Annotated in this window: 14 protein-coding genes; 4 read left to right on the forward strand and 10 right to left on the reverse strand. The window is 67.8% G+C overall.

Annotated features, from left to right (window positions below):
* Positions 1-342: 342 nt before the first annotated feature.
* The 4 genes from BST40_RS16140 to BST40_RS16155 form a co-directional block, all read right to left on the reverse strand.
* The gene (locus tag BST40_RS16140) at positions 343-1,005 is read right to left on the reverse strand and encodes a PPE domain-containing protein (RefSeq protein WP_083154775.1); all 663 of its coding nucleotides are present in this window, start codon (positions 1,003-1,005) and stop codon (positions 343-345) included.
* 412 nt (positions 1,006-1,417) lie between these two features.
* Positions 1,418-1,987, reverse strand: coding sequence for a NifU family protein (locus BST40_RS16145; protein WP_075545171.1), 570 nt, complete (start codon positions 1,985-1,987; stop codon positions 1,418-1,420).
* A complete protein-coding gene (gene feoB / locus BST40_RS16150) occupies positions 1,984-3,897 on the reverse strand; it encodes a ferrous iron transporter B (protein WP_083154778.1) in 1,914 nt (637 codons plus the stop codon). Before feoB ends, BST40_RS16145 begins: the two co-directional genes overlap by 4 nt.
* Positions 3,894-4,178 (reverse strand): FeoA family protein, encoded by a 285-nt coding sequence (locus BST40_RS16155; RefSeq protein WP_075545169.1) that lies wholly within the window; start codon positions 4,176-4,178, stop codon positions 3,894-3,896. The genes feoB and BST40_RS16155 overlap by 4 nt, the downstream gene beginning before the upstream one ends.
* Positions 4,179-4,503: 325 nt before the next feature.
* Between BST40_RS16155 and BST40_RS16160 the strand changes: the two genes are divergently transcribed.
* Positions 4,504-4,725 carry a hypothetical protein gene (locus BST40_RS16160; protein ID WP_131808233.1) on the forward strand — a complete coding sequence of 74 codons (222 nt, stop codon included), beginning with the start codon at positions 4,504-4,506 and terminating at the stop codon, positions 4,723-4,725.
* Between the two features lie 7 nt (positions 4,726-4,732).
* On the opposite strand, the gene BST40_RS16165 is transcribed toward BST40_RS16160, so the two are convergent.
* From BST40_RS16165 to BST40_RS16185, 5 genes are all read right to left on the reverse strand, one after another.
* On the reverse strand, positions 4,733-6,556 hold the full coding sequence (locus BST40_RS16165) for a phosphoenolpyruvate carboxykinase (GTP) (protein WP_083154780.1): 1,824 nt from the start codon (positions 6,554-6,556) through the stop codon (positions 4,733-4,735).
* Positions 6,557-6,756: 200 nt separating this feature from the next.
* Positions 6,757-8,322 (reverse strand): hypothetical protein, encoded by a 1,566-nt coding sequence (locus tag BST40_RS16170; protein WP_244174399.1) that lies wholly within the window; start codon positions 8,320-8,322, stop codon positions 6,757-6,759.
* On the reverse strand, positions 8,319-9,389 hold the full coding sequence (locus BST40_RS16175; RefSeq protein ID WP_083154782.1) for a hypothetical protein: 1,071 nt from the start codon (positions 9,387-9,389) through the stop codon (positions 8,319-8,321). Before BST40_RS16175 ends, BST40_RS16170 begins: the two co-directional genes overlap by 4 nt.
* Before the next feature lie 141 nt (positions 9,390-9,530).
* On the reverse strand, positions 9,531-9,848 hold the full coding sequence (locus BST40_RS16180; RefSeq protein WP_075545165.1) for an STAS domain-containing protein: 318 nt from the start codon (positions 9,846-9,848) through the stop codon (positions 9,531-9,533).
* Positions 9,848-14,056 (reverse strand): SpoIIE family protein phosphatase, encoded by a 4,209-nt coding sequence (locus BST40_RS16185; protein WP_083154803.1) that lies wholly within the window; start codon positions 14,054-14,056, stop codon positions 9,848-9,850. Before BST40_RS16185 ends, BST40_RS16180 begins: the two co-directional genes overlap by 1 nt.
* Positions 14,057-14,402: 346 nt before the next feature.
* Between BST40_RS16185 and trmB the strand changes: the two genes are divergently transcribed.
* The 3 genes from trmB to mmpL3 all read left to right on the forward strand — a co-directional run bounded on the left by trmB (position 14,403) and on the right by mmpL3 (position 18,903).
* Positions 14,403-15,209, forward strand: coding sequence for a tRNA (guanosine(46)-N7)-methyltransferase TrmB (gene trmB, locus BST40_RS16190; RefSeq protein WP_075545186.1), 807 nt, complete (start codon positions 14,403-14,405; stop codon positions 15,207-15,209).
* Positions 15,210-15,965, forward strand: coding sequence for an NYN domain-containing protein (locus tag BST40_RS16195; RefSeq protein ID WP_075545163.1), 756 nt, complete (start codon positions 15,210-15,212; stop codon positions 15,963-15,965). It begins immediately after the preceding gene.
* A gap of 82 nt (positions 15,966-16,047) precedes the next feature.
* Entirely contained in the window at positions 16,048-18,903 is a 2,856-nt protein-coding gene (gene mmpL3 / locus BST40_RS16200) for a trehalose monomycolate exporter MmpL3 (protein ID WP_083154784.1), read from the forward strand.
* Here mmpL3 and BST40_RS16205 read toward each other — a convergent pair.
* Positions 18,900-20,054: an AI-2E family transporter gene (locus BST40_RS16205; RefSeq protein ID WP_083154791.1), complete on the reverse strand. Its 1,155-nt coding sequence runs from the start codon at positions 20,052-20,054 to the stop codon at positions 18,900-18,902. The two genes, mmpL3 and BST40_RS16205, sit on opposite strands and share 4 nt — an antisense overlap.
* Positions 20,055-20,239 lie beyond the last annotated feature (185 nt).

Below are 20,239 nucleotides of genomic sequence, written 5' to 3' on the forward strand. Positions count from 1 at the left end.
GTCATCAGTGGGACCTCCTCAAGCTCCCGAAAACTCTTACTGACGCCCACATCAACGAGCGTCTGAGCTGAGGGGGTGCCTACCGGGACCGGACTTTCACCCGCTAGCCTGATCCAGCTTGCTGGACGCACCATGAGCCGACTGTACGTCGCCCCCCGATTGCCGTAGCAATGGGGCGTGATCCCCGGGGCCGGCCGCCTGAGCGCTATGCAGCGGTCATCGATGTCAACCAACCGGCGCCGATGAACTGGCCGAGTCAACTGAATAGCCCTGTCGTGCTGGGCATCTCAGCATCGCGCGACGGGCCGACTTCGTTGGTCAAGCAGTTGGCCCGCCGTCAGCTCAGCTCTGCGCGGCGCCGATGATGGCTAGGTCAGTGGCGGCCAAACTTATCGGCAGGGCTGCATCTTCAGCCGCTAACCCGACAACGGTCGCGGCGTCATAACTAGGAGCCGACGCGACATCGTTAGCGGCCTTCATCGGGTCACCCGCTGCCAAATCTGCTTGCGCTGCCCACGGATCGTTCCCGGTGATGGTTGCCGCCTTCCCCAGCTCGGTCACGTTGTCGTCGACCACGTGACCTATCAAGGTCTCGTCAGCCCGGAGCATCTCGCCGGGGACCGCTGCGATCTGGGCAGCCTTCACCGCCAAATGGTGTTCAAGACTGCTCGGCTCTGCGGGCGAGGTCGGCAGTGACGCCTCGGGTGGCAGCCCGACGAGCATCCGGAGGTCGGTACTGACCAGTCGCGCGGGTAGGGCAGCGTCTTCGGCGACCAAGCGGGCCGCGGTCTGAACGTCGTAATCGACGGCCCTGGCGACCTCGCCCACGGCCGGGACCGATTGGCCCGTGCCGACGTCGGCGGCCGCGGCCGAAGCCCCACCGTGGTAGCCCACCAGCGCGGTGACATTGCGGGCCCAAAGCTCGTCGTACGCTCCCTCGATGGCGGCGATCAACGGACCGTTGAGGCCCAACACGTTTGACCGCACCGCTGCTACGAATTGCATGCGGCGGCGGTGACCTCCATGGGATGAGTCGATGCCGGACCCTGCCAGGGGCTCGGCCGGCTCGGCCTCGTCTATTCAGTGGCACCGCAACTGTCGGCGGTGAGGCAGCGCCGCACCAGCAAACTCGTATGCCGCCATCGCCATGCGACTCCTGTCTCAAGCCAGGCAATCGTTGAGTCGGTTGCGACGCACCCTATGACCGGCCGGCTTGGAAATTTCCCGTTTTTCATCGCTCTGCCACGGCAATGCGCTGCGGAGTCCGCGAGTTTCGAGTTCGGACAACCTACCGCCATTGCGTACGGTGCACTCAGAGATGCTCGCACAACCGCGCTCGCGAATCGGGCCCGCGGGCCCAGGCCCATCCGGTGCGCCGTCAAAGCCAGCGTGTGGTTCCGGCCGGATGCGACAGCGCTCAACGAACGACTAGCGAGCGCAGCTTCTTACCCAATACCGTTGCAGCTGAAAGATTTTCACTGATAACGTTGACTTCGACACTCGCTCGTCGCCGTAGCTCGCGTTGCAGCCTGTCGCGCAACGTGGAATTCGCGGCGAGGCATCCGCGGCAGGCACCGGACATCCGCACGGTCACGTTGAGACCGACTACGGAAACCAGTTCGATCGACCCGCCGTGCGAGCTGGCAAGCTCCCCGATCGGACCGGCGAGCAGTTGCTGCGCGAGCGTCGTCAACTGAGCCTCCGAGCTCATCGATTGCTCGACCCGCCAACCGGTTGGGTCCACCAGCGCGTCGGTGAGCGCCGTGCGAATATCGTCTCCCAACTCGCGCCAGCTACCGGTTGCGCCGACGGTGATCAAGATATCGGTGGCGCGCACGACGATCTCGGCGATCAGTCCACTCTTCAGTAGTGCGCCCAGCCTGCCCGGTGCGTGCTGGACAATGCCGAGGGGTGGCAGCCGGTCCGGCACCGCCACCCATCGCAGTTGTCGCGGATTGCCGGTGGCAGTGGCATGCAGGGGGATCATGCGCCCAGGCCGATCGCGATCGACCTGGCGGCGAACGCCGCTAGCCAGGCGAGGCCGAACATGTAGGAGAATGCGACCGCAGGCCACCGCCAGGAGTTCGTTTCGCGGCGCATCACCGCGACGGTAGACATGCATTGCAAGGCGAAGATGAAATACGCCAGCAGCGCGATGACGGTCGGCGCGCTGAACAACTGGTGGCCATCGTCGTCGGTGAGGGCGACCAGTGCTCCATGCGGATTGTCGGGGTCGGTCGCCGCCGACACCTGACCGAGGGCTGACACGAACACTTCGCGCGCCGACAAGGAACCCAACAGGGCCACATTGATGTGCCAATCGAAACCGAGTGGTTTGAACGCCGGCCCGATCGCCTTCCCGACATCGGCGGCGTAGCTATGGTCCATCACATAGGCGCTGGCCTCCGTCGGCGACATGGATGCGGTCTCCGCCGCCCGGCCCGGCAGATTGAGCAGCGCCCACAGCACCAGCGACGTGCCCAAGATGATGGTTCCCGCCTTGCGTAAGAACACCTTGGCCGAATCCCACATCGCGATGAGCAGGTTCCTGGGCGACGGAAAGCGGTAAGGGGGAAACTCCATCGTGAACGGCAGAATATCGCTGCGTAGGATCGTCGACTTGAACACCGAGGCCGCGATCAGCGCCGAGGTTCCGCCGCACAGATACAGCAGGAACATCACGACACCCTGAGCGCTCAGGCCCCACCAGTGGGTCTGCGGCGACACGAGCAGTCCGACCAGCAAGGTGAACACCGGAAGCCGGGCCGAGCACGTCATCAGCGGCGCCGTGATGATCGTGGCGATGCGGTCCCGCGATGACGGCAGCGTGCGCGTGGCCATGATCCCCGGGATTGCGCAGGCGAACGACGACAGCATCGCAACAAACGCGCGGCCTTCCAACCCGGTCACGGCCATCACCCGGTCCATCAGGAACGCGGCCCGTGCCATGTAGCCGACGTTTTCCAGCAGCGCGATCAGCAGGAACAGCAAGACGATCTGCGGGATGAACTGCAGCACCGTTCCGACACCGCCGATGAGTCCCTGGCCGAGCAGACCGCGCACCACATCGTTGTCGATGTGCCCGCTGACAAGTCCGCCAAGCCAGCCGAGCACTCGGCCCACCCGGTCTTGCAGTGGCGCGGCGACGGTGAAAACGACCTGGAAGAAACAGAACATCACCGCAAAGAAGACCGCGGTGCCCCACAGTGGGTGCAATACCACCGCGTCGATCCCTCGCGTGCGCCGATCGGGTTGTGGCGCAACGTAACCGGCGGCGTCGAGCACCGAGATGCCCCAGGCGTCGACGGCGTCATCCTCGCCCGGGGGCAGCAGCGGGGGACGCTGCCACCGGTCGAACGACGCCAGCTGATCGCGCACCGTGTCGACGCCCACGCCGCGGTTTGCAACCACCGCGACCACCGGGATGCCCAGCGCCGTCGCCAAGTCATCGACGGCGATGCCGCCGCCGCGGGCGCTCAATTCGTCGGTCATTGTCAGCGCCAGCAGACACGGCAGGTCGAGCCGCAGCACCTGCGCCACCAGGACAACGGACCGGCGCAGCGTGGTGGCATCGGCCACGATGACGATCGCGTCGGGGCACCCGGTGTCAGACATCTCCCCGGCCAGCACGTCAGCCACCACCCGCTCGTCCGGGCTGATCGGGTCAAGACTGTAAGTGCCGGGCAGATCCTCGACGGCGATCCCGACGTCACCGGACTTGGCGATGCCGACGCTGCGCCCGACGGTGACACCCGGATAGTTGCCGGTCTTGGCGCGTAGTCCGGTCAGCTGGTTGAACACGGTTGTCTTGCCTGCGTTGGGGCAGCCGACCAAGGCCACCCGTGCCACACCGGCAACCGAGACCACGGCGCCGCTTTCCTGGTGACAGGTCGTCATGCGCCGATTCCCGGGTCAACTTCGATCAGTTGCGCGTCACGCCTGCGCAGGCAGAGTTCGGTGTCCTGAACCCGGTAGACAGTCGGATCACCCAGCGGGGCCCGCCGGATCACCTCGACGACGGACGCTGACCGAAATCCCAACTGTCGCAGCCGGCGCGCCAGCGCCGAAGGCGCCCGCGGCGCGGTGCCCAGGATGGTTGCCCGCTCACCCGGCCGCAGATCGGTGAGCGCGATCACAGAACGCGGCGCGGTGGGCGGGCGTGGCGTTGGATGGGGCATTTGGTCCTCCGAACAAGTATGTATCGCCTTGTGATACCCGCGGACGGGACACCTCCCCCACGCGGGTAACTGTGGTAGGCCTCGGGTCGCAGGGAAGTACCCTAGCTGCCTTGTGCCGCAGCCCTCGTTGGAGTTTAAGATAGCCTAACCTTAATCGCTATCAGGAGTGTCAATGCCAACGTCCACCGGCCGCGCATCGGAAGCTGCAGAATGCATCCGCACTGCGCGGGCACATCGGGGAACCACGCCGAATACCGATCGCCAGATCCACCGGGCCTGCGGGGACGTCCGTACCGCACTTCTCCAGGCGCTTGAATTACTGTCGGTGGCAACGGCCCCCCGGCCTGGGCACGACGACGTGTTCCGCGCATACAGCGACTTGGGGCGCGTCGAGCGTCACGTCTCAGTGGCGCTGCACGCCACCGACCTGCTCGACCAAATGGTGGGCACTCAGCCCGAACACCGTCAGCCCTGGTCCTACTATCGCGGCCGGATCGGCATGAAGTTGCGATCGGTGGGCCGCCGGGAATCCAACGCGACCCGTTAGTCGGCCCCTACTCGGCCAGCCGCTCCTTGAGCGCGTCGAACTCGTCCTTGACGCCGGTGGGCAACTTCGCCCCCACGAACTCCAGCCACTCCTCGATGAGCGGCAGCTCCGCGCGCCACTCCTCGGGGTCGACCTTCAGCGCCTCGGCCACATCGGCCACCTCGACGTCCAACCCGTCCAGGTCCAAGTCCTCGACGGCGGGGACAGTGCCGATCGGGGTGGTTCGGCCGCCGGCCCGCTGCTCGATGCGCTCCACGATCCACTTCAATACCCGGCTGTTCTCGCCGAAGCCGGGCCACAGGAAGTGGCCGTCGTGGCCGCGGCGGAACCAGTTGACGAAGAACACCTTCGGGAGTTTGGACTCATCGGCGTTCTTGCCCAGGTTGATCCAGTGCTGGAAGTAGTCCCCGACGTTGTAGCCGAGGAACGGCAGCATGGCCATCGGGTCGCGACGCACGTTGCCGACCTTGCCCTCGGCGGCGGCGGTCTGCTCGCTTCCCAGGGTCGCACCGATGAACACCCCGTGTTGCCAGTCACGCGCCTCGGTGACCAGCGGGACGGTGGTCTTGCGGCGACCGCCGAACAGTATTCCGGAAATCGGCACACCTTGGGGGTCATCCCATTCGGGCGCCAGGATGGGGCACTGGGACATCGGCGTGCAGTAGCGGGAGTTCGGGTGTGCCGCTTTGGTTTCCGTTTCGCGGATGTACCAGTCGTTGCCCTTCCAGTCGATCAGGTGGTCGGGCTCGCCCTCCAGACCTTCCCACCACACCTCGTGGTCATCGGTCAGCGCGACGTTGGTGAACACCGTGTTGCCCGCGGCGATGGTGCGCATGGCGTTGGGATTGGACTTCCAGTTGGTGCCGGGCGCCACCCCGAAGAACCCGAACTCGGGATTGACCGCGTACAGCCGGCCGTCCTTGCCGAACCGCATCCACGCGATGTCGTCGCCGAGCGTCTCGGCACGCCAACCCGGGATGGTCGGCTGCAGCATTGCCAGGTTGGTCTTGCCGCAGGCCGACGGGAAGGCCGCCGCGAAGTAGTAAGCCTTGTTCTCGGGGGAGATCAGCTTGAGGATCAGCATGTGCTCGGCCAGCCAGCCCTCGTCGCGGGCCATGGCCGAGGCGATCCGCAACGAGTAGCACTTCTTGCCCAGCAGCGCGTTGCCGCCGTAGCCCGAACCGTAGCTCCAGATCTCGCGGGTCTCCGGGAAGTGGGTGATGTACTTGGTGTCGTTGCAGGGCCACGGCACGTCCTGTTGGCCCTCCTCGAGCGGAGCACCCACCGAGTGCAGCGCCTTGACGAAGAACCCGTCGTCGCCGATCTTCTCCAAGGCGGCCTTGCCCATGCGGGTCATGGTCCGCATCGAGACGACGACGTATTCGGAGTCGGTGATCTCCACACCGAGCTTGGGGTCCTCGGCACCGAGCGGGCCCATGCAGAACGGCACCACGTACATGGTGCGCCCCCGCATGCAACCGCGGTACAGGTCTTTCATGATGGACCGCATTTCGTCCGGGTCCATCCAGTTGTTGGTGGGGCCGGCGTCGACCTCACGCTCGGAGCAGATGAAGGTGCGGGACTCCACCCGGGCCACATCCGACGGGTCGGACAACGCCAGGAAGGAGTTCGGATACTTCTCCGGGTTGAGCCGGGTGAACGTGCCGGCCCCGACCAACTGATCGGCGAGCCGCTGGAATTCTTCCGCTGAGCCGTCGGCGAAGACAACCCGGTCAGGCTGAGTGAGCTCGGCGACCTCCTCCACCCAAGACAGCAACCCCTGATGATTAGTCGGCGCGGTGTCTAAACCGGGAATGGTCGCTGAGGTCATCGAACTCTCCTGAGATTCTGCTGCGTATCTGCGGCTAGTTGTCGGCTGTTATCGGCTTCGGGATCCATCTGGGGGGTCGGTTTATGCGTTTGCTAGCACGACCGTTGACCCGGGTGCTTATTAAGACAGGTTATCGTGCATCACTTGTCGCGGAAGGCCAGGGCGGGTATAAGCCTCCTCACAAGACCGATTCAGAAGGATCAATATCCTTCCCATTTGGCGTTGTTGCTGCCGTTGCGGCTGCAGGTGCTCTCCGCAGCGGTGCCGACGCCCTGGGATCGGGTGCCAACCGTGGGTATACCCGGTTCGCGCAGTTCTTTAAGCACGGCGTCGAGCGCGGCTTGAATGGCGGGCAGCTCCCGATCCCGCAGTGCGGCGGCTCGCGCCGCAGCGATGGTGTGTTCGCGTAGTTCGGCGTCGATCACGCTGACCTGGTGGGCCACCCGGGCGTGCTCGGCCTCGTCGCGTGCACTCAGCGCGGTGCTCAGCAGCGACTCGGCGGCCAGCACCCGGCCGGCAACCAGTTCGTCCAGCACGGACCGCAGCGCGGACATCACGTCACCCGTCCAACGATCCAGCACGGCGCGGTCGCTCAGCAAGGCGCGGGTGTGGACCACCCACAGCGTCAGCGCCAACCCGAGCGTCACACACGCGACGATCCCGGCGCCCGTCAGCCAGGGGTTCAGCCAGGGGTTGAGCCGGGACGCCAGTCCGGCCAGCAACCGGCTCAGCGTCAGTGCCACACCCAGGCCGAAGCCGGCACCCAACACCACCATGAGCCGGGTCTCCAACCGCCGGGACTTCAACGGCGCGGCCGCAATGGCGACCGTCGGGAGGGTTTCGCCGGGCTGAAGCCCGATGGGCACACTGAGCGCCTGGGCCACGTCGGCGAGCCTCCGGTGGACTGCCTCGCTTACCTCGGCGAGCGCTCCGGCGACCCGGCTGCGGGTGTGCTCTTCGAACTCGGCAATCTTGCGTCGGGGCAGGGCCGCGATGTCCTCTTGCAGCTCGACACGTATCGATGAACAACGGTTGCGGGCAAAGTAGGACAATTGGACCCGGGCCTGTTGGACCTGACCGCGCAGCGCAATGGCGTGCTCTGTTTTCGACTGACGCCGATTCCGCAGGGCCGCACTGCGTTCCTCACGCAAGGCATCCACCCGCGCCTTGCGGCCGGCGCCTTCGGCGTCGCGCCGGAACCGCTGCGCGACCGTCTGCAACCGCGATTCCCAGGCACGCAGCCTGTTGCGGCGGGCGATGTCCGGATCGGCGAGCTGACTGAGCAGTGCGGTGACCAGGTCGTCCATCCGCGGCGGCCCCAGCTGCGGCGCGGCGGCCGCGCCCACCCACGGCACGTCGGCGTAACGAGGCGCATGCGCCGCCAGCGTGGCCCGGTCCGCGGCCAGCAGCTCGCGCCAGCTGCGGTGCACGTCGACCTTGGATACCACTCCGATCACCACGTCGGTGTGCTCGGCGGCGGCATCCAGCAGCGCGCAGTCGGATTCGGTCAGCGGGGCCGCGGCGGAGACCACGAACACCACCGCGGTCGGCGCGTCGCCGGGCGCCAGCTCCGGCGGTTCGAAGAACTCGTGTCGCGGCGCCCGTTGCCGCAGAGCGGCTGCCACGCTGCTGACGCCGGCCAGCCAAGGGCCGGTCACCAGGACCACGTCGCGGCGACGGATCACCGGCGGACCCGCCTTGGTTCCGATCGCCGCCACCAGTGCGTCGACCCGGGCGGCCGGGTCTTCGCGGGCCACGCCGATCATCCGCATTCCCCTGACTCGGCCGACCCTCCGGCCCGCGACCAGAGCCGAAGCGATCCTCTGACGATGTCGGCTCCGCAGGCGGCGGGCAGGTCGCCGGCGCGACCATCGCGGGAACTGCGGTGATGCTGCCATCGCACCGCCCGCCGCAACAGCGCCGCCATATTCTCGGGCGCGATGCCCTCCGATTCGAGGTGCAGCGCGGACACTGCGTCCAGGGCGGCGCTCATCCGGGCGAGCACCATGTCGTCGCCGGATGAACACCGCGCTATCCGCTCGTCCGTCACGGCCATCGCCTCGAGCGCCGTGACGGCTTCGAGTATGCGGCGGTAACGCGGAGGGGCGCCGGCGGCCATCACGCCGGCGACGACGGCGTCGACACCGCTGGCCCGGCGCAGCAGGGCCCGCACTCCCGCCGGTGGTACACCGCGGCGCACCGCCGCGACGCCAAGTGCGATGCCGAACAGATCGAGGGCCTCCAGCAGCCGCATCCGCATCGGAGTCGACACCGTGAGCTCCGCCGCCAGAAAGCCGTCGAAGGATCCGCCGAGGCAGGTCAGACCGTCGGGGTGGGCGGCCAGCGCGCGCAGCGCGGGCCAGCAGGTTTCATCGAGATCGTCGAACGCCGCGGCGGCGAGCAGCCCGATCATCGGTACCACGGGCAGGCCGACCAGCGCGGAAAAATGCGCGCAGCGGGTCTGCGCCGCGGCCATCGGCCCGGCACCGCCGAAGCCACTCAGATCTGCCTTGTTCAGCACGATCACCAGCGGCTGCCCGGCGTCACGGACGGCGGCTATGGCGTCGCGGTCCTCGGGTTTGAGCGCCTCCGCCAGGACGTACAACTGCACGTCGGCGACGCTGGCCGGGGAGACCGGTGAAACCGAAGCCGCCAGTCCCGCGCCGCGCAGGGCATGCGCCACCGTGCGGCAACCCGTCCCCGGGCGCCCGCGGACCGCCACCCGCAGCGGCTCCGCGACGCGCGCGGCGATCGGCTGCACCCGCCGGTCACCGGTACGGCCGGCGAGGCGCGTCAGCTCGTCGACGAAAAGCCGATACCCCTGCCCCGTCATAGCCCCCTGCTCGGTCGCATCACGCCGACACCGAATGGTGGCAGCTGCGCCCCCGCGCCGCCAGCCACCCTCGAGCCGGGAGTGTATCTACTCCGTTACGAATGACCATCGGCTGTCGAGACCGGCCCAATCCGACGACGCTCAAGTCGTCGCGGGCGGTGGCGCTACGGACTCCACGCTGACCAGTTCGGTCAGACCACTGATCTGCAGGACCGGCATCATGCGCGAGCTCGCGACCAGGCGCAGCTGATCGGCGTGCACGTAAAGGGCGTTGATGGCCTTGCTGTCCAGGTACTCCACCGCGCTGAGGTCGACGGTGAGCGTGTCGCCGGCGCCCACGGCCTCACGAAGCGCGCTGGCAAAGACGTCGACGTTGCTCATATCGATTTCTCCGACCGCTATCAGCACCGGCGTGCCGTCGCTGCGGCGTTCGGTCGACAGGGTCAGCGGTGTGGTCATCAGGAGATCCTCGCGTGAAGATGAACGGTGGTGCCGAGCGTGCCGGCCTGGATGGTGACGTCGTCCATGAGAGTCCGCATCAGGGCGATGCCGCGGCCGCGGTGGGAATCCTGCCGCGGCCGCGGAGGTTTCCACGAGCCGGTGTCGGTGATGGTCAGCTGCAGTCGGTCCGCCAAGGCGATGGCGCGCAGGACGATGGTGCCCTGCGGATCACGCCGGTGTCCGTGCTCGATGGCGTTCGCGAGGGCCTCACCGACGGCGATCAGCACGTCCTGTGCCTGGCCGGGACCGATCATGGCGCGCGCCAGCCAACCCCGTAGCGCGCTGCGGGTGGCGGCCAGCTGGCTGGCCCGGGCGGGAAGGTCGATCTCCAGCGGGCCGGGCTGCCGATAGAGCAACAGGGCCACGTCGTCCGGGTAGCCGCCGCCGGGGTTGAGCCCGGACATGATGTGGCTGGCCAGCTCTTCCAGGGCGACGGTGCCGCCGTCCCGAACCAGCGCGATGGCCTCGGCGATGCCCTGGTCCAGCGGGCGGCGGCGACGCTCCACCAGACCGTCGGTGTAGAGCAGCAAAGTCGCGCTGGGCGGGATGGTCAGGCGTGCTTCGGGTCGGGTCCAGTCCGGGCGCACCCCGAGCGCGATGGTGCCGGCCTCGTCGAGAATCCGCTCGGTGCCGTCGGCGTGAACCAGGATCGGCGGTGGGTGGCCTGCGCTGGAATAGAGCAGCTCACCGGTGTCGGGGCTGAGCACCGCGCAGAACGCGGTGGTGCACTGGGCCCCGGGCAGACGCGCCGCGAACCGGTCCAGACCGGTGAGGGCGACGCCGGGGCTGAGGTGCTCGAGCAGCAGGGCGCGGCAGGCGCTGCGCAACTGCCCCATCACGGTCGCGGCGGCCAGTCCGTGGCCGACACAGTCCCCGACGACCAGCGCGAGGCGCCCGGCGTCCAGGTCGACGACGTCATACCAGTCGCCGCCGACTTGCAGCGGCCGGGTGGCCGGCTGGTAGCGGACCGCGAATCCGCCGGGCAGGTGGGCCGGACCCAGGATCGCGTGTTGCAGCGCCAGGGCCGTCTCGCGTTGCTGGTCGAGCTGGTAGACGCGCTGCAGACCCTGCCCCAGACGCCCGGCCAGCGCCGTCAGCAGGGTTCGGTCTTCGGAGCTGAACGGCCGGTTCTCGGCCAGCTCGATCCAGATCACCAGCACCCCTCGCGGGTGTTGCAGGGCAATGCCCGCGGTCCCCGGTGTCATCGCCTCGGTGGTGAGCAGATCAGCCTTGCCCAGCGAAGAGATCGTCGCCCGGGTGTCAGCGGGCAGCTCGGCCCACCGCGCGGGCTCACCCGTTGACGCCACTTCCGGTTCGCCGGCAACCGGGGCTTGCGTTTCGGCACCGTGGCCGGCGACGGTAACCGCCAGCACCCGGCGCGCCCGCCACAGCTCGCGCAGCACCTCGACCGCGGCCTGGATCGCCGCATCGAGGCTGTCGGCCTGCACCAGTTGCTGGTTGAGGGCGGCCAACGCGGTCTGGCTCTGCACGGTGTAGTGCTCGGCGGTGACGTCACGGAAGGTGCCGACCATGACACGCCGGCCGGTGTCGGGGTCGTCGACCTGATTGAAGCTGGCGTTGATCCAGATCCGGTGCCCGTCTCGGTGGCGCGCCGGAACGGTGTAGCTGCCGTGGGGGTGGGTGAGGAAATGGGCGAACGCGTCGGCGAACTGCCGGTGGGCTTCGGGGTCGTCGCCGGCGTCGGGCCACCACGGGTGGGTCTGCACGTAGGGCAGGCCTTCAGGGCCGTAGCCGAGGATCTCGGTGAACGCGCTGTTGATCTCGACGACGGTGCCACGCTCGTCGCACACGAAGAAGGCCTCTTGCAGCGAGTCCACCAGGGCGGTACGCCAACGGGCGTGGTGATTGCGCAGTCGCGTCATTTGGACATTGGCACGCACCCGCGCCAGCAACTCCGCGGCGGCAAACGGCTTGACCAGGTAGTCGTCGGCGCCCGCGTCCAGCCCTTCCACGGACGCCTCTTGCCCGGCGCGCGCCGACAGCAGCAGCACCGGCACCGCAGCGGTGCGCGGATCCGCCCGCAGCTGTGCGACCAGCGCAAGACCATCCAGCCGGGGCATCATCACGTCGCTGATCACCAGGTCGGGCACCTCGGCGCGGATCGCGGCCAGCGCCTGCCGGCCGTCGCTGAGGGCGTCGACGCGGTAGTCCGCGCTCCGCAGCAGCCGGGTCAGGTAGTCCCGCATGTCGGCGTTGTCGTCGGCAACCAGCACTCGCGCCCGGGTGGCTGAACCCGCTGGAACCGACTCAGCGGTGACGGGGTCCTCGGTCGGCCGAGCGGGCCCGGTGTCCACCACGGCGTTAGTGTCAGCGGGCACCCACCGCAGCGCTTCCTGCAGGTAGGCCTCGGCCGCCGAAACTGCCTGCGCGGGCTCGTGGGAGGCGAGCGCGCCGGCGGGCAGGTGTGCCGTGCCGTACGGCAACCGGATGGTGAAAGTGGTACCGACACCTTGGCTGCTGTCGACGGTGATGCTGCCGCCAAGCAGCCCGACCAGCTCCTTGACCAGGGCCAAACCGATTCCGCTGCCCTCGTTGGATCGGGCCTGCACGGTTTCGACGCGGTGGAAACGCTCGAACAACCGGGGCATCTCCGCTGCTGGCACCCCGACGCCGGTGTCGCTGACCGTGACCACGGCGTCGCCGTCTCTCCGGCCGACCCGCACGGTGATCGACCCCTCGAAGGTGAACTTCAACGCGTTGGACAGCAGGTTGAGCACCACCTTCTCCCACATGTCGCGATCGACGTAGACCGGTTCGTCCAGCGGCGCGCAATCCACGATGAATTCGAGCCCGGCCCGCTCCACTGCCGAGCGGAACACGCTGGCCAGGTCGGCGGTGACGGCGGCGAGGTCGACCGGCTGGTAGTGGGCCCGCATCCGGCCGGCCTCGATGCGGGAAAAGTCCAGGAGGGTGTTGACCAGCTTGGCCAGCCGCAACCCGTTGCGGTGCACAACCTCGAGCTCCTCTCGCGCCTGTTCGTCGAGCCCCGGTGCGCGACGGCGCAGCTCCGCGACCGGCCCGATGATCAGCGTGAGCGGGGTGCGGAACTCGTGACTGATGTTGGAGAAGAATGTGGTCTTGGCCCGGTCCAGCTCGGCGAGGTTCTCGGCCCGCTGCTGCTGCGCCTGATAGCTGCGGGCACTGGCGATTCCGGCGGACAGGTGCCCGGCAACCAACTCGACAAACCCGCGGTAGCCCTCGTCGAGCCGGCGATAGCGATTCAGCGCGGCCACCAGGAAGCCGTAGGGCGGAGCACCTTGCTGCGGCAGCGGCACCACCAGCGCCTGCGCCGGAGGGTCGGGCCAGTCCCCGGTCGGCAGCTGGTGGAACAAGCCGTCGAGCTCGACGAGGACCGACTGCCCGCGCGCTGCTTGCTCGAGCGGCCACACCGCGGAGCCGTCGGCCGCCAGCGTCGTGGGCGCCGCCGGCTGCCCCATGGCGCTCCCGCTGACCGCCGCCAACCGCGCCGCCGCGCCCCCAGCAAACGCTCCCTCGTCGAACGCTCCCTCGTCGAACAGTCGGTCGTCGAACAAATAGGTCAGTGTGAACGGCAAGTCGCGCGGATCATGGCCGAGTTGGGCGGCGGTGAACGCCAGCATCTCCTGTTCGGTGCGCACCACGCTGGGGTCGGACCCGAGATCGCGCAGGGTAGCCATCCGACGCTCGTTGATCACCCGGTCGGTGTCCTCTCTGACCACGCACAACATGCCGACAACGTGCCCGAAGTCGTCGCGCAGCGGGCTGTAGGAGAACGTGTGGTACGTCTCTTCCCGGTATCCCGACCGTTCGAGGAACAGCAACAGGGCGGCATCCCAGGTCGCTTGTCCGGTGGACAGCACCCGCTGGATCCGCGGACCGATGTCGTCCCAGATTTCGGCCCACACCTCGCGGGCGGGCCGGCCCAGCGCCCACGGATACTTCTGGCCCAGAGTGTCCCGGCGGTAGGCGGAGTTGCAGAAGAACGTCAGCTCCGGTCCCCAGGCCATCCACATGGAAAACCGTGACGACAGCAAGATGCTGACGGCTGTCCGCAGGCTTTGCGGCCACCCGGCGGGCGGTCCGAGTGGAGTCGCCGCCCAGTCCACCCGCCCCAGGTCGCGGCCCACCTCGCCGTCCGCGCCAAAGATCGCGTCCGGTGCCGGCATCGCCGGCCCATGCTCGGTATCCGCAGCGCCCACCATCGATCCCTCTCGCGAAGGTCCGCCACCCGGCCGTCATCGCACGCGTGGCCCTAAAAAAGGTTTGCCGCCGCCGTTGGGCGCGAATCAGAACAATGGCAGATTCACACCGTACCTCCCGGCCGCGCAGAATCATTACCACTCGGTTGGGCACGCTTTCGGGCCGCTGTTGGACGTCTGTCGGGCCCGTACTGGGCCTCTGCCGGGATCGCCGGCATACCGACGTCCGCCACGTCCGGCACCGCTATCCGCTACCAGCCAAAGGCAACTGTTGGGTATCAATCTGGCCCAGGAGCGGCTACACCTGCGTTTCATGAGCCACCATGGACGAATGCACGCGCAACCCGAGGTTGGGTTACGTCCCGACTCGCCGGCTCTGCCCAGCCCGGAGTCCTGCGAGCAAGACCGGGGCAGCGCGTGGGGCTATCTGCCGGCCACCAGCCTTCGCTCCCGCCATTCAGCGCTGTCGAGCACCCAGCGCCAGACCTGGGACCGGAGGTGGCCGGAGCTGGGCATCGACGCGGTCGCCGGGTCACCTCGCCGGGGACCGTTGGACACCCGCGCGTGGTTCGGCCGCGACGCGCCCCTGGTGCTGGAGATCGGCTGCGGCAGCGGGGTCTCGACGTTGGCGATGGCGCAGGCCGAGCCCCATCTCGACGTGATCGCGGTGGAAATCTACCGCCGGGGCCTGGCGCAGCTGCTGTGCGCGATCGACAGTGAGAGCGCGACCAATATCCGGTTGATCCGCGGCAACGGGATCGGCGTGTTGAAAGACCTGATCACCTCGAATTCGCTGTCCGGGGTCCGGGTTTTCTTCCCCGACCCCTGGCCCAAGGCGCGACACCACAAGCGACGGCTGCTGCAGCCTGCCACGATCGCCCTGATCGCCGACCGGCTAATCCCCGGAGGTGTGCTGCACGCCGCGACCGACCACCCCGGCTACGCCGAGCACATCGCCGCCGCCGGCGACGCCGAGCCGCGGTTGGCCCGTGCTGATCCGGGCGCCGAAGCCCTGCCGATCTCGGTCGTTCGCCCCACGACCAAATACGAATCCAAAGCCCACGATGCCGGCAGCGCCGTCAGCGAGCTGGTCTGGAGAAAACCGAAATCAGATGACTAAATGAGCCTCACTGAAGACGTGACCACGCATACGTCGGAACCCGTCGCCGGGGCCCCGGTATCACCGCTGCCGTCGGTATTGCCCGGCGATGTGTCCAAGGACGGACTGCCCGGCTTGGCCCCGCCGACGCTTCGGGTGCTGCTGGTTTGGGACGCTCCCAACCTCGACATGGGACTGGGCTCGATCCTGGGGCGCCGGCCGACCGCGCTGGAACGGCCCCGCTTCGATGCGCTGGGCCGCTGGCTGCTGGCCCGCACCGCAGCCGTCGCCGCCAGGGCGCCGGGCGGACCGGCCATCCGAGTCGAACCGGAGGCCACCGTCTTCACCAATATCGCGCCCGGCAGCGCCGACGTGGTACGCCCGTGGGTGGACGCACTGCGCAACGTCGGGTTCGCCGTCTTCGCCAAACCCAAGGTCGACGAGGACAGCGACGTCGACCGCGACATGCTCGAGCACATCGACAAGCGCTACCGGGAGGGGCTGGCAGCCCTGGTCGTGGCCTCGGCGGACGGTCAGGCATTCCGGCAGCCGTTGGAGGAGATCGCCCGGGGCGGAATCCCAGTTCAAGTCCTTGGATTTCGTGAACACGCCAGTTGGGCGCTAGCGTCGGATACCTTGGAGTTCGTCGACCTGGAGGACATTGCCGGTGTTTTCCGGGAGCCGCTCCCCCGAATCGGCCTTGATTCGCTACCTGAGCAGGGAGCTTGGCTGCAGCCGTTCCGGCCGCTGACCTCGCTGTTGACCTCGCGGATGTGACAGGCCTCACGTCTGAGACAACCGAGCGTCTGACAACCGAAGAGCAATGCGCGGGTCGCTAACGATCCAGTAAGGAGATTACGTGTTCGCCTGGTGGGGTCGAATTGTGTACCGCTACCGGTTCATCGTAATCGGCGTCACGGTGGCGTTATGCCTCGGCGGCGGGGTCTTCGGGCTGAGCCTGGGTAAGCACGTCACGCAGAGCGGTTTCTACGACGACAGCAGCCAGTCGGTCAAGGCGTCGATCCTGGGCGACCAGGTCTACGGCCGGGACCGGACCGGTCACATCGTCGCGATCTTCAAAGCCCCAGAGGGCAAGACGGTCAACGACCCTGCCTGGTCGAAGAAGATCACCGACGAGCTCAACCGATTCGTGCAGGACCACCCCGACCAGGTGATGGGCTGGGCCGGCTACCTGCGGGCACCGGACACCACCAGCACGGTCGTCAAGGGCATGGCCACCGAGGACAAGAAGTACACGTTCGTGTCCATCCCGCTCAAGGGCGACGACGACGACACCATCCTGACCAATTACAAGGACATCGCGCCGTCGTTGCAGAAGCTCGACGGCGGCACGGTTCAACTCGCCGGCCTCGAGCCGGTCGCCGAGGCGCTGACCGGCACCATCGCCACCGACCAGCGACGGATGGAAGTGCTGGCCCTGCCGTTAGTGGCCGTGGTGCTGTTCCTGGTGTTCGGTGGCGCGGTGGCCGCGTGTCTTCCGGTGATGGTCGGCGGCCTGAGCATCGCCGGCGCGCTGGGCATCCTGCGATTGGTGGCGGTGTTCGGGCCGGTGCATTTCTTTGCCCAGCCCGTGGTCTCACTGATCGGCCTCGGTATCGCGGTGGACTATGGGCTGTTCGTGGTGAGCCGATTCCGGGAGGAGATCGCCGAAGGCTACGACACTGAAGCCGCGGTCAGACGCACCGTCATGACCGCCGGCCGAACCGTCGCATTCTCGGCGGTGCTGATCATCGCCTCCGGGATCAGCCTGCTGATGCTGCCGCAGGGCTTCGTGAAATCGCTGACCTACGCGCTGATCGCCGCGGTCGGGTTGGCCGCCCTGCTGTCGATCACGCTGCTGCCGGCCGTTCTGGGAGTCCTTGGCCGGCACGTCGACGCGCTCGGTGTACGCACCGCATTCCGGGTGCCGTTCCTGCGCAACTGGAAGGTTTCGCGGGCCTACCTGAACTGGCTCGCCGACCGGCTGCAGAAGACCAAGACCCGCGAAGAGGTCGAGGCCGGCTTCTGGGGCAAGCTCGTCAACTGGGTGATGCGGCGGCCGCTGGTCTTCGCCATCCCGATCGTCCTGGGCATGATCTTGCTGGTCATCCCGTTGTTCAACCTGTCACTGGGCGGCATGAGCGAGAAGTATCTGCCGCCCAACAATTCGGTGCGCCAGTCCCAGGAGCACTTCGACCAGCTCTTCCCCGGATACCGCACCAATCCGCTGACCCTGGTGATCCAGTCGACCAACCACCAGCCGGTCACCGACCAGCAGGTCGCCGACATCCGCAGTAAGGCGATGTCGATCAGCGGATTCATCGAACCGGACAACGATCCGGCCAACATGTGGCAGGAGCGCAGCGTCGCGCCCGGCGCGTCGAAGGATCCTTCGGTACGGGTGCTGCAGAACGGGCTGATCAACCCGGGCGACGCGGCGAAGAAGCTGCAAGAGCTGCGCGCGATCACGCCACCCAAAGGGCTCGAGGTATACGTCGGCGGCACTCCGGCGCTGGAGCAGGATTCCATCCACAGCCTGTTCGACAATATGCCGGCGATGCTGGTCATCCTGCTCACCGCCACCACGTTGCTGATGTTCCTGGCCTTCGGGTCGGTGGTGCTGCCGATCAAGGCCGCGGTGATGAGCGCACTGACGCTCGGGTCCACCATGGGCATCCTGACGTGGATATTCGTCGACGGGCACGGCTCGGGGCTGCTGAACTTCACCGCGACGCCGTTGACCGCGCCGGTGATCGCACTCGTGGTGGCGGTGGGCTACGGCTTGGCCACCGACTATGAAGTCTTTCTGGTCTCCCGCATGGTCGAGGCCCGGGAAAGCGGCATGTCCACCCAGGAGGCCATCCGCATTGGCACGGCCACCACCGGCCGCCTGATCACCGCGGCCGCGCTGGTGCTTGCGGTGGTCGCCGGGTCGTTCGTGTTCTCCGACCTGGTGATGATGAAGTACCTGGCCTTCGGCCTGATGGCGGCGCTGCTGCTAGACGCGACCGTGGTGCGGATGTTCCTGGTGCCTTCGGTGATGAAGCTGCTCGGCGACGACTGCTGGTGGGCTCCGCGATGGATGCGGCGGGTGCAGACCCGCATCGGCCTCGGCGAGATCCAGTTGCCCGACGAACGCAAGCGACCGGTGACCGACGGCCGCGTCTCCCGGCCTCCGGTCACCGCCGGCCTGGTCGCCGCCGGCCCGCGCCTCCCGCACGATCCCACCCACCCGTCGACGCCGGAGTCGTCGCAACGCGGGTCCGCTCGGCCGGAGATCGGGCCTACGCAGAGCGGGCCGTCCAGCGCGGGCACCAAGCAGATCCCGGTCAAGGCAAGCCAGCCGAGTGAACCGCCCACAGCTCGACTGTCCGCGCCCGGCAAACCGGGCGCACCGGGCCGCGGCTCGAGCAGCGCCGCGCCGGCGGCACCGTCGTCGGCCCGGCCACCGGCGCCGACCCCGCCGCCGGCCCCATCGGCCGGTCAGACCCGCGCCATGCCGATTCCGGGGAGCCGTCCCGGCGAAACCGACTCGGCCGATGCCACGGCCAAGCTGCCGGTCCAACGGCCGGAAGACAGCGACTCCGACGCGGCCACTGAGCAGCTCAACGCGCGCGGCGCGCAGGGCGACAACGGCGCCGACGGCACCCGGCGCCGACGCGGTGCCGGCGGCCTGTCCGCTCAGGACCTGCTGCGCCGCGAGGGACGGCTTTAGGTTTCCTTCGGCTCCGCTTGGTCGGCCGCGTCGGGATTGTCCACTTCGGCCTGCAGGATTGTCGACGGCTCCTCGGGCTGCTCGGCGGCGGCCGCCGGGTCCTTGGCCAGCAGCACCTGCATTGCGTTGTTGAGGAACGCGACCGTCGGGACGGCCAGCAGGGCTCCGACGATTCCGGCAAGTACCCCGCCGGTGGAAATGGCCAGCACCACCGCCAGCGGATGAATCGAGACCGCACGACCCATCACCAGCGGCTGCAGCAAATGGGCCTCGAGCTGATTGACCGCGATGAGCAAACCCAGAGTAATCAGTGCGTAAACCATTCCCTTGGCCAGTAGGGCCACCACTACGGCCAGCAAACCGGAGATCAGCGCACCCAGCAGCGGGATGAAGGCGCCCAGGAACACCAGCGAGGCCAGCGGCAGCGCGAGCGGCACCCCCATGATCGCCAACCCGGTGCCGACACCGATCGCGTCGGTCAGGGCGACCAGGAATGTGGCCCGCACATAGCCGATCAGCGAGGAGTATCCGGCGCGCCCGGCCTCCAGGACCCGGTCACGGGCCGGGGCGGGCACGATCTTGACCACGTACTGCCAGATGTTGCGGCCTCCGTAGAGGAAGAAGATCAGTGTGAACAGCACCAACACCGCAGCGGTGAGCAGCTCGGTGATGGTGGCGGCGGTGGAAATCGCGCCGCTGGTCAACTTGGCCTGATTGTCGCGCAGCGCCTCGATCGCGGCGTTGCCGGCGTTGTCGATCTGTTCGCGACGCAGATGCGCCGGCCCTTCGATCAGCCACCGGCGGCTCGAGTCGATGCTGCGTTCCACCTGTTTGACCAGATCGGGCAGGCCCACGATGAACTGGCTGATGACGAAGGCCAGGATGCCGCCAAGGATCGCAAAACCGCCCAGCAGCACCAGCGACACCGCGGCACCGCGCGGCACGCGCCGCAGATCCAGCCAATCCACGACCGGCACCAGCAACGCGCTCAAGATCAACGCCAGCAACACCGGAACGACGATGATCTCGAGTTTGCTGATGACCCAGATCACCGCGAGTGCGGCAGCGAAGATGACCAACAAGCGCCACGACCAGGCCGCGGTCTTGCGGACCAAAGGGGTTACCGAAGCATCGTCGAGGCTTGCCGACATCCGGCAAGCCTAACCGGGCTGCGGCGCCGGACTCCCGCAACGCCGCGTACGGCCCGGTGCGCGATCTTGCCATGGTGCGGTCGCTTCCCGCCGCCACCGCCGCCACGATCCGGTCACGACCCCGGAACGACCCTGACACAGTCGATGACGTGCGGAGATCGCGGTGCCACCTGCACGGTTACCCT

It is taken from the genome of Mycobacterium persicum (genome assembly GCF_002086675.1).
Taxonomy (GTDB): domain Bacteria; phylum Actinomycetota; class Actinomycetes; order Mycobacteriales; family Mycobacteriaceae; genus Mycobacterium; species Mycobacterium persicum.

Coding starts and splice junctions, on each gene's coding strand:
- BST40_RS16140 (WP_083154775.1), bottom strand. CDS start 1,005: ATGCAATTCGTAGCAGCGGTGCGGTCAAACGTGTTGGGCCTCAACGGT.
- BST40_RS16145 (WP_075545171.1), bottom strand. CDS start 1,987: ATGATCCCCCTGCATGCCACTGCCACCGGCAATCCGCGACAACTGCGA.
- feoB (WP_083154778.1), bottom strand. CDS start 3,897: ATGACGACCTGTCACCAGGAAAGCGGCGCCGTGGTCTCGGTTGCCGGT.
- BST40_RS16155 (WP_075545169.1), bottom strand. CDS start 4,178: ATGCCCCATCCAACGCCACGCCCGCCCACCGCGCCGCGTTCTGTGATC.
- BST40_RS16165 (WP_083154780.1), bottom strand. CDS start 6,556: ATGACCTCAGCGACCATTCCCGGTTTAGACACCGCGCCGACTAATCAT.
- BST40_RS16170 (WP_244174399.1), bottom strand. CDS start 8,322: ATGATCGGCGTGGCCCGCGAAGACCCGGCCGCCCGGGTCGACGCACTG.
- BST40_RS16175 (WP_083154782.1), bottom strand. CDS start 9,389: ATGACGGGGCAGGGGTATCGGCTTTTCGTCGACGAGCTGACGCGCCTC.
- BST40_RS16180 (WP_075545165.1), bottom strand. CDS start 9,848: ATGACCACACCGCTGACCCTGTCGACCGAACGCCGCAGCGACGGCACG.
- BST40_RS16185 (WP_083154803.1), bottom strand. CDS start 14,056: ATGCCGGCACCGGACGCGATCTTTGGCGCGGACGGCGAGGTGGGCCGC.
- trmB (WP_075545186.1), top strand. CDS start 14,403: ATGAGCCACCATGGACGAATGCACGCGCAACCCGAGGTTGGGTTACGT.
- BST40_RS16195 (WP_075545163.1), top strand. CDS start 15,210: ATGAGCCTCACTGAAGACGTGACCACGCATACGTCGGAACCCGTCGCC.
- BST40_RS16205 (WP_083154791.1), bottom strand. CDS start 20,054: ATGTCGGCAAGCCTCGACGATGCTTCGGTAACCCCTTTGGTCCGCAAG.